Source organism: Rhizobacter sp. P3_C12 (assembly GCF_056402735.1).
In genome coordinates this window covers 1-7,099 of the sequence record NZ_JBFUGW010000297.1, presented here as the reverse complement: position 1 = coordinate 7,099, position 7,099 = coordinate 1, and the positions used below count along the sequence as shown (strand labels likewise).

The 7,099-nt window shown below is 65.6% G+C and carries 9 protein-coding genes; 1 reads left to right on the top strand and 8 read right to left on the bottom strand.

Features of this window, described 5'->3' with window-relative positions:
• From AC1DXV_RS29005 to AC1DXV_RS28970, 8 genes are all read right to left on the bottom strand, one after another.
• A partial coding sequence (locus AC1DXV_RS29005) for an aconitase family protein (protein ID WP_477936872.1) occupies positions 1 to 159 on the bottom strand: 159 nt, incomplete at its 3' end.
• Between the two features lie 116 nt (positions 160 to 275).
• Entirely contained in the window at positions 276 to 1,589 is a 1,314-nt protein-coding gene (gene gltA, locus AC1DXV_RS29000; protein WP_477936868.1) for a citrate synthase, read from the bottom strand.
• 46 nt (positions 1,590 to 1,635) lie between these two features.
• Positions 1,636 to 1,905, bottom strand: a complete 270-nt coding sequence (locus AC1DXV_RS28995; RefSeq protein ID WP_477873715.1) for an FAD assembly factor SdhE — start codon at positions 1,903 to 1,905, stop codon at positions 1,636 to 1,638.
• Between the two features lie 7 nt (positions 1,906 to 1,912).
• On the bottom strand, positions 1,913 to 2,617 hold the full coding sequence (locus AC1DXV_RS28990; RefSeq protein ID WP_047587140.1) for a succinate dehydrogenase iron-sulfur subunit: 705 nt from the start codon (positions 2,615 to 2,617) through the stop codon (positions 1,913 to 1,915).
• A 31-nt stretch (positions 2,618 to 2,648) separates the two neighbouring features.
• Positions 2,649 to 4,376 (bottom strand): succinate dehydrogenase flavoprotein subunit, encoded by a 1,728-nt coding sequence (gene sdhA, locus AC1DXV_RS28985; RefSeq protein ID WP_477936870.1) that lies wholly within the window; start codon positions 4,374 to 4,376, stop codon positions 2,649 to 2,651.
• A gap of 73 nt (positions 4,377 to 4,449) precedes the next feature.
• Complete coding sequence (gene sdhD / locus AC1DXV_RS28980) at positions 4,450 to 4,812, bottom strand: succinate dehydrogenase, hydrophobic membrane anchor protein (RefSeq protein WP_477871705.1); 363 nt, start codon at positions 4,810 to 4,812, stop codon at positions 4,450 to 4,452.
• A 13-nt stretch (positions 4,813 to 4,825) separates the two neighbouring features.
• Positions 4,826 to 5,254 carry a succinate dehydrogenase, cytochrome b556 subunit gene (gene sdhC, locus AC1DXV_RS28975; protein WP_477871703.1) on the bottom strand — a complete coding sequence of 143 codons (429 nt, stop codon included), beginning with the start codon at positions 5,252 to 5,254 and terminating at the stop codon, positions 4,826 to 4,828.
• A gap of 115 nt (positions 5,255 to 5,369) precedes the next feature.
• Positions 5,370 to 6,149: a GntR family transcriptional regulator gene (locus tag AC1DXV_RS28970; RefSeq protein ID WP_477871701.1), complete on the bottom strand. Its 780-nt coding sequence runs from the start codon at positions 6,147 to 6,149 to the stop codon at positions 5,370 to 5,372.
• 209 nt (positions 6,150 to 6,358) lie between these two features.
• Here AC1DXV_RS28970 and AC1DXV_RS28965 point away from each other — a divergent pair.
• Positions 6,359 to 7,099, top strand: a 741-nt coding sequence (locus tag AC1DXV_RS28965) for a malate dehydrogenase (protein ID WP_477936865.1), incomplete at its 3' end; no start/stop codon positions are given.

Sequence of the window (7,099 nt, the reverse complement as noted above, 5' to 3'; positions counted from 1 at the left end):
GCGCCACACCTTGCGGTGCGCCAGGTCCAGGCCCTCGAACGCCTGCGGGCTGGTGACTTCGTGCACCAGATGGYGATCGATGTAGAGGACGGCGGTGCCGTCGTCTTCGGTGTGGACGATGTGTTCGTCCCAGATCTTGTCGTAGAGCGTGCGGGCCATGGTGGCTTCCAGGTGAGACTCTGGCGAATCGACGATTTTAGGCGCTGAACAACGAAAAACCCCGGCGCCAGGCCGGGGTTTTCGCAGGGTGAAGTTCAGGCTGCTTGCCGGCGGGCTCAGTTTCGCTGCGCGATCGGTTTGACGTTGCGCTGCGTGGCACCGTGGAATAGCTGGCGCGGACGGCCGATCTTGTACTCCGGGTCGCCGATCATCTCGTTCAGTTGCGCGATCCAGCCGACCGTGCGGGCCAGCGCGAAGATCGCGGTGAACAGGCTGACCGGGATGCCGATCGCGCGCTGCACGATGCCCGAGTAGAAGTCGACGTTCGGGTACAGCTTGCGGGCGACGAAGTACTCGTCTTCCAGCGCGATCTTCTCGAGCTCCATCGCGAGCTTGAACAGCGGGTCGTTCTGCAGGCCCAGCGCGTTCAGCACCTCGTGGCAGGTCTCGCGCATCAGCTTGGCGCGCGGGTCGTAGTTCTTGTAGACGCGGTGGCCGAAGCCCATCAGCTTGATGCCGGAGTTCTTGTCCTTCACCTGCTTGATGAACTCGCCGATCTTCTCGACGCCGCCCATCTTCTGCACGTCTTCCAGCATGTTCAGCGCCGCCTCGTTGGCGCCGCCGTGGGCGGGGCCCCACAGGCAGGCCACGCCGGCCGCGATCGCCGCGAACGGGTTGGTGCCCGACGAGCCGCACAGGCGCACCGTCGAGGTGGAGGCGTTCTGCTCGTGGTCGGCGTGCAGGATGAAGATGCGGTCCATCGCGCGCACCAGCACCTCGTTCGGCTCGTACTCCTCGCACGGCGTCGCGAACATCATGCGCATGAAGTTGCCCGAGTACGACAGGTCGTTCTTCGGGTAGATGTACGGCTGGCCGATGCCGTACTTGTAGGCCATCGCCACCAGCGTCGGCATCTTCGCGATCAGGCGGATCGCCGAGATCTCGCGGTGCTTCGGGTTGTTGATGTCGGTGCTGTCGTGATAGAAGGCCGACAGCCCGCCGACCAGGCCGGTCAGCACCGCCATCGGGTGCGCATCGCGGCGGAAGCCGCGCAGGAAGAACTGCATCTGCTCGTTGACCATCGTGTGGTTGGTCACCGTCTTGACGAACTCGGTCTTCTCGGTCTCGTTCGGCAGCTCGCCGTTCAGCAGCAGGTAGCAGGTCTCGAGGTAGTCGCAGTTGGTCGCGAGCTGCTCGATCGGGTAGCCGCGGTACAGCAGCTCGCCCTTGTCACCGTCGATGTAGGTGATGGTCGACTGGCAGGCCGCGGTCGACAGGAAGCCCGGGTCGTAGGTGAACTTGCCGGTCTGCGCATAGAGCTTGCGGATGTCGATGACGTCCGGGCCGATCGTGCCCTTGTAGACCGGCAGGTCCATCGCAGGGCTGCCATCGGAGAACGACAGGGTGGCTTTCACGTCGGATGGAGTCATGAGCATTCCTTCAAGCAGGGCAGGTTATGAGACTGAAAACACGCCTTCAGTGCCTGGCGCGCATCAGCTGCAGCACTTCGAGCACGTCGTCGCGCCGCAGGTCGCCATCGGGCTCCTTGCGGGCGAGCAACAGGTCCAGCAAATCGTTGTCGGACAGATCCATCAGCAGGGCCAGCCCCTCGGCCTGCCGGGTCGTCAACGCCGATTCATGACGCGCAAAGAACCGCTCGACGAACAGGTCGTTCTCGAGCAGGCCGCGCCGGCAACGCCAGCGCAGCTTGCTGAGGGCACGTTCGTCGAGCAGCGTGTCGGTCATGTCGAGTTCAGACGGCGCGGCGCACCATCAGTTCCTTGATCTTGCCGATCGCCTTGGTGGGGTTCAAGCCCTTCGGGCAGACGTCGACGCAGTTCATGATCGTGTGGCAGCGGAACAGGCGGTACGGATCCTCGAGGTTGTCGAGGCGGCCGCCGGTGTCCTGATCGCGGCTGTCGGCGATGAAGCGGTAGGCCTGCAGCAGCCCGGCGGGGCCGACGAACTTGTCGGGGTTCCACCAGAAGCTCGGGCAGCTCGTCGAGCAGCTCGCGCACAGGATGCACTCGTACAGCCCGTTCAGCTCCTCGCGCTCTTCCGGCGACTGCAGGCGCTCCTTCTCGGGCGGCGGCATGTCGTTGACGAGGTAGGGCTTGATCGAGTTGTACTGCGTGAAGAACTGCGTCATGTCGACGATCAGGTCACGCACCACCGGCAGGCCGGGCAGCGGCTTCAGCACGACGACGTCGGGCAGCGTGCGCATGTTGGTCAGGCACGCGAGGCCGTTCTTGCCGTTGATGTTCATTGCGTCCGAACCGCAGACGCCTTCGCGGCACGAGCGGCGGAAGCTGATGGTCGGGTCGACCGCCTTCAGCTTCATCAGCGCATCGAGCAGCATGCGCTCGCTGCCGTCGAGCTCGACCTCGAGGGTCTGCATGCGCGGCTTGGTGTCGGTATCCGGGTCGTACCGATAAATCTGAAATACACGCTTGGTCATGAAATGCTTTCGACGTTCTCGTGGCGATGGCTCAGAACGAGCGGACCTTCGGCGGGATGGATTCCGCTGTCAGCGGCGTCAGCTTGACGGGCTTGTAGTCGAGGCGGTTGCCCTCGCGGTACCACAGCGAGTGCTTCATCCACACCTTGTCGTTGCGGCCGTTCGGGAATTCCGGCGAATCGGCGTAGTCGTTGACGGTGTGCGCRCCGCGGCTCTCGTGGCGGGCGGCCGCCGAGATCATCGTGGCGAGCGCCGCCTCGATCAGGTTCTCGACCTCCAGCGCCTCGATGCGGGCGGTGTTGAACACCTTCGACTTGTCGGCCAGGTGGATGTTCTTCACGCGCTCGGCGATCGCCTTGACCTGCTCGACGCCTTCGTCCATCGTGGCCTGCGTGCGGAACACGCCGGCATGCTTCTGCATCGAGTTGCGCAGGTCGTTGGCCACGTCCTGCGCGTACTCGCCGCCGCTGCTCGCCTCGTACTTGTTCAGGCGGGCCAGCGTGCGCTCGGCCGCATCGGCCGGCAGCGGCTTGTGGGCCTGGGTCTTCAGCGCCGAATCGACGATGTGGTTGCCGGCCGCGCGGCCGAACACCAGCAGGTCGAGCAGCGAGTTCGTGCCCAGGCGGTTCGCGCCGTGCACGCTGACGCAGGAGCATTCGCCGACCGCGTACAGGCCGTTGACCACCGCGTTCGGGTCGCCGTCCTTCGGCACGACCACCTGGCCGTGGATGTTGGTCGGGATGCCGCCCATCTGGTAGTGGATGGTCGGCACGACCGGGATCGGCTCCTTCGTGATGTCGACGTTCGCGAAGTTGTGGCCGATCTCCAGCACGCTGGGCAGGCGCTTCATGATCGTCTCGGCGCCCAGGTGGGTCATGTCGAGCACGACGTAGTCCTTGTTGGGACCGCAGCCGCGCCCTTCCTTGATCTCCTGGTCCATGCAGCGCGAGACGAAGTCGCGCGGCGCCAGGTCCTTCAGCGTCGGGGCATAGCGCTCCATGAAGCGCTCGCCGTCGCTGTTGCGCAGGATCGCGCCCTCGCCGCGGCAGCCTTCGGTCAGCAGCACGCCGGCACCGGCCACGCCGGTCGGGTGGAACTGCCAGAACTCCATGTCTTCCAGCGGGATGCCGGCGCGCGCCGCCATGCCCAGGCCGTCGCCGGTGTTGATGAAGGCGTTGGTCGAGGCCGCGAAGATGCGCCCGGCGCCGCCGGTGGCCAGCAGCACGGTCTTGGCTTCGAGGATGTGCAGCTCGCCGGTCTCCATCTCGAGCGCGGTGACGCCGATCACGTCGCCGTCGGTGTCGCGGATCAGGTCGAGCGCCATCCACTCGACGAAGAAGTGCGTGCGCGCCTTGACGTTCTGCTGGTACAGCGTGTGCAGCATCGCGTGGCCGGTGCGGTCGGCGGCGGCGCAGGCGCGCTGCACCGGCTTCTCGCCGTAGTTCGCGGTGTGGCCGCCGAACGGGCGCTGGTAGATGGTGCCGTCGGGGTTGCGGTCGAACGGCATGCCGAAGTGTTCGAGCTCGTAGACGACCTTCGGCGCCTCGCGGCACATGAATTCGATCGCGTCCTGGTCGCCGAGCCAGTCGGAGCCCTTCACGGTGTCGAAGAAGTGGTAGTGCCAGTTGTCTTCGGACATGTTGCCGAGCGAGGCACCGATGCCGCCCTGCGCGGCCACCGTGTGCGAGCGGGTCGGGAACACCTTGGACAGCACGGCGACGTTCAGGCCGGCCTGGGCCAGCTGCAGCGAGGCACGCATGCCCGAGCCGCCGGCGCCGACGATGACGACGTCGAACTTGCGCTTGGAGATCGAGGAAGAGGAAAAGCTCACGTCAGAGTCTCCAGAGCACTTGAATCGCCCAGCCGGCACAGCCGACCAGCCACACCAGCGTGAACACCTGCAGCAGCAGCTTCACGCCCACCGGCTTCACGTAGTCCATCAGCACGTCGCGCACGCCGACCCACACGTGGTAGGCCAGCGAGACGATCACGACGAAGGTCAGCACCTTCATCCACTGGCGCGAGAAGATGCCCGCCCACTTGTCGTAGCCCATCGGGCCCGGCAGCAGCACCTGCACGATCAGCGCGACCGTGAACAGCGCCATCACCAGCGCGGTGGCGCGCTGGGCCATCCAGTCGCGCAGGCCGTAGTGCGCGCCGACGACCAGGCGCTTCGAACCAAAGTTTTGTGTCATGGTGTGGCGCGCCTCAGAAGAACAGCTTCCAGCCGAGGACCAGCGTCAGCAGGACGCTCAGCACCAGCGTGACGAGGGCCGACTGGCGGCCGAATTCCTTGCTGACCGAGTGCGTCGCATCCATCCACAGGTGGCGCACGCCGGCGATGAAGTGATGCAGGTAGGCCCAGATCAGCGACAGCGTCACGAGCTTGATGAACCAGGCCGGCACGAAGCCGTAGCCGCCCATGAAGACACCGGTGAACTGCGTGTACGAGACCTCGGAACTGAGGCTGGTGTCGAACAGCCAGATGATGAACGGGAGCAGCGCGAACATCAGCAGGCCGCTGACGCGGTGCAGGATCGACACCCAGCCTGCGAGGGGCAGCCTGTATTGGGTCGCGTCGATCAGACGCATCGTTCCTGGCCTCCGTGAGGAGATTGGCTTGGAAATCTCTGTCATACCCACCTTGTGTAATCGAGACGAAACCGAAAGATTTTATTGCAACGCAGCAGATTCTCGTGGGGGTCGGAGAAGTGATCGCGGCAAATGATGCGCCTTCCCGGTCGACTTCGCGCTAGCTGAGTTCATTCCTGTAGTAATGCGACTGGGTGTTGTAGAGGCCGCGGCGCAGTTCCACCGGCTTGTCGCCATAGGTGCGCGACAGCCGCTCGACGCTCAGCAGCGGCGTGCCCGGCGCCAGGCCGAGCAGCTCGGCCGCGGCCGCATCGGCCGCCACGGCACGCAGTTGTTCTTCGGCGCGGATCATGCGCACGCCGAACTCGGTCTCGAACAGGCCGTACAGCGGCCCGCGGTAGTCGGTGAGGCGCTCCGCCGTCAGCCCCTTGAACAGCGTGGCCGGCAGCCAGATGTCGTCGAGCACGACCGGCACGCGCCTGAACTGCAGCAGGCGGCGGATCTGGATCGCCGCGTCGCCGGCCTTCAGCTCCAGCGCGCGGGCGATCTCGGCATTCGGCCGCTGGCGGCGGCAATCGATGACATGGCGTGTCGCGCCGCCGATCTCGCCGTCGTCGGGCATCAGGCGCAGGAAGCGGTACTGGATCTTCTCTTCCGCATGCGTCGCGACGAAGGTGCCCTTGCCCTGGCGGCGCACCAGCAGGTTCTCGTCGGCCATCGCGTCGATCGCCTTGCGCACCGTGCCCTGGCTCACCTTGTAGCGCGCGGCCAGCTCCATCTCGCTCGGGATCGCCTCGCCCGGCTTCCATTCGCCGCCCTGCAGGCTGCGCGTGATCAGCGCCTTGATCTGCTGGTACAGCGGGCTGAAGGCCGGCCCGCCGGCACCGGCGGGGGGCGCCTCGCCGGCAGCGGCAGAAAAGGAGGGGATCGAGGCGGCCATGAGACCGCGATTGCAGCACAGCTCGCCCCCTGCCGTCCATGACTGATGGAAGATGTCTTATATAAGACATAAGATCCTTGACATGGAGGAGGGTCGACACCTAGACTCCCCTACACTTCTGGCTCGCACAGCGGGCTGCATCGACGGGCTGGCACCCAGCCTCTTCCTGCAGCGCTGTCATCGACCACTGAACCCTGCGGAGACTCCTCATGAGCAAGAAACCCGTTCGCGTTGCCGTCACCGGTGCCGCCGGCCAGATCGGCTATGCCCTGCTGTTCCGTATCGCCTCGGGCGAGATGCTGGGCAAGGACCAGCCGGTGATCCTGCAACTGCTCGAGATCCCCGACGAGAAGGCCCAGAAGGCGCTGAAGGGCGTGATGATGGAGCTCGACGACTGCGCGTTCCCGCTGCTGGCCGGCATGGAAGCGCACGGCGATGCCAACACCGCCTTCAAGGACACCGATTACGCGCTGCTGGTCGGCGCCCGCCCGCGCGGCCCCGGCATGGAGCGCAAGGACCTGCTGGCCGCCAACGCGCAGATCTTCACCGCGCAAGGCAAGGCACTGAACGCCGTCGCATCGCGCAACGTCAAGGTGCTGGTGGTCGGCAACCCGGCCAACACCAACGCCTACATCGCGATGAAGAGCGCGCCCGACCTGCCGCGCAAGAACTTCACCGCGATGCTGCGCCTGGACCACAACCGCGCTGCCTCGCAGATCGCCGCCAAGACCGGCAAGCCGGTGTCGAGCATCGAGAAGCTGGCTGTGTGGGGCAACCACTCGCCGACGATGTACGCCGACTACCGCTTCGCGACGATCGACGGCAAGTCGGTCAAGGAACTGATCAACGACGACGTGTGGAACAAGGACACGTTCCTGCCGACCGTCGGCAAGCGCGGCGCCGCGATCATCGAAGCTCGCGGCCTGAGCTCGGCGGCCTCGGCCGCCCAC

Bases quoted from the DNA above. Each gene is read 5' to 3' on its own strand.
- gltA (WP_477936868.1), bottom strand. From the start codon at position 1,589: ATGACTCCATCCGACGTGAAAGCCACCCTGTCGTTCTCCGATGGCAGC.
- AC1DXV_RS28995 (WP_477873715.1), bottom strand. From the start codon at position 1,905: ATGACCGACACGCTGCTCGACGAACGTGCCCTCAGCAAGCTGCGCTGG.
- AC1DXV_RS28990 (WP_047587140.1), bottom strand. From the start codon at position 2,617: ATGACCAAGCGTGTATTTCAGATTTATCGGTACGACCCGGATACCGAC.
- sdhD (WP_477871705.1), bottom strand. From the start codon at position 4,812: ATGACACAAAACTTTGGTTCGAAGCGCCTGGTCGTCGGCGCGCACTAC.
- sdhC (WP_477871703.1), bottom strand. From the start codon at position 5,254: ATGACAGAGATTTCCAAGCCAATCTCCTCACGGAGGCCAGGAACGATG.
- AC1DXV_RS28970 (WP_477871701.1), bottom strand. From the start codon at position 6,149: ATGGCCGCCTCGATCCCCTCCTTTTCTGCCGCTGCCGGCGAGGCGCCC.